This window comes from Mesorhizobium sp. M7A.F.Ca.CA.004.04.2.1, assembly GCF_004022825.1.
Classification (GTDB): Bacteria; Pseudomonadota; Alphaproteobacteria; order Rhizobiales; family Rhizobiaceae; genus Mesorhizobium.
Genome location: NZ_RZPH01001389.1, coordinates 1 through 1,183, shown reverse-complemented (window position 1 = coordinate 1,183; position 1,183 = coordinate 1). Strand labels below are relative to the sequence as shown.

Genomic DNA, 1,183 nt, shown 5'->3' with positions numbered 1-1,183 from the left:
GCATAGACGCCCTTCAGGTCCGCTCCGGCGGTTCTCTGGGTGAACAGGCTGATGGTGCCGTTGATGCCGAAATCGGCGACGCGATTTGCAACCAGCGTGCCCGCACCGGTATCGCTGTAAGGCAGGATGTCGACCTCGAGCCCGGCCTCGCGATAGAAGCCCTTGTCGCGGGCGACGAACAGTCCGATGTGGTTGGTGTTGACAGTCCAGTCGAGGGCAACGGTGACCTTTTGTGCCGATTGTGCTTGGGCTCGCCCCGATCCGGCAACGAGCGGAAGGCCTGTGGCAAGGGTCAGCAACAAGGCCTGCCGGCGCGTCAAGTCAGTCATGATCGTGTCCTTTGGATGGGGTGGCGTTGAGGATGATGTCGAGAATCTCGGCCTCGAGCGTACTTGCCTGGCGCGCGGCATCGCCGCCAAGGCTGCGCGGGCGCGGCAGCGGCACCTTGATTTCACGCACGATGCGGGCCGGGCGCGCCGACAGCAGATAGATGCGGTCGGACAGGAACACGGCTTCGCGCACGTCATGGGTGATCAGGAGCGCCGTCCAGCGATGATGCCGCCACATCTGTTCCAGCCAGCGCTGCATGGCCGTGCGGGTCAGCGCGTCGAGCGCGCCGAACGGCTCGTCGAGCAAAAGCATGTCGCGTTGCTGCACCACCGTGCGCAGCAAGGCCGCGCGCTGGCGCATACCGCCGGACAGTTGCGCTGGAAAATGCCGCTCGAAGCCGGCAAGCCCGAATTCGGCAAACAACGGCGCAACGCGCGCCCGCGCCGCCTGTCTCCTCATGCCTTGCACTTCGAGCCCGAGCGTTGCGTTGTCGAGGATGCGCCGCCACGGCATCAGCGCGTCACGCTGCGGCATGAAAGCGAAATGCCTGCCGTGGTCGTCGAGCGTCGCGCCGTCAAACAACATCTCGCCCTCGCCATGCTCGGCGCCGGTCAGAAGCTGGAAGAGTGTCGATTTGCCGGCGCCCGAGGGTCCAAGGATCGAGACGAATTCACCAGCGCCGACGCTAAGCGAAATATCGGCCAGCACGTCGAGCCCACCGAACGCCTTGCGCACATACCGCAGTTCGAGCCGGCTCATCGCCAGGGCCCCTTCCCGACGGTTTCCTTGCCGGCCCGCTCCCAGGGCATCGCAAGGCGCTGCAGCAGTACAGTCAACCCGAACAGGACAAGGG

2 protein-coding genes are annotated in these 1,183 nt (G+C 65.2%); both read right to left on the bottom strand.

Annotation, left to right across the window (positions count from 1 at the left end):
- Positions 1-329 (bottom strand): ABC transporter substrate-binding protein (locus EN893_RS34820; protein WP_164901426.1); only part of this gene is annotated, 329 nt, incomplete at its 3' end.
- On the bottom strand, positions 322-1,089 hold the full coding sequence (locus tag EN893_RS34815) for an ABC transporter ATP-binding protein (protein WP_128362203.1): 768 nt from the start codon (positions 1,087-1,089) through the stop codon (positions 322-324). The genes EN893_RS34815 and EN893_RS34820, both read right to left, overlap by 8 nt.
- Positions 1,090-1,183 lie beyond the last annotated feature (94 nt).

Excerpts from the sequence above, each read along its gene's own strand:
- EN893_RS34815 (WP_128362203.1), bottom strand. The coding sequence starts at position 1,089 with ATGAGCCGGCTCGAACTGCGGTATGTGCGCAAGGCGTTCGGTGGGCTC.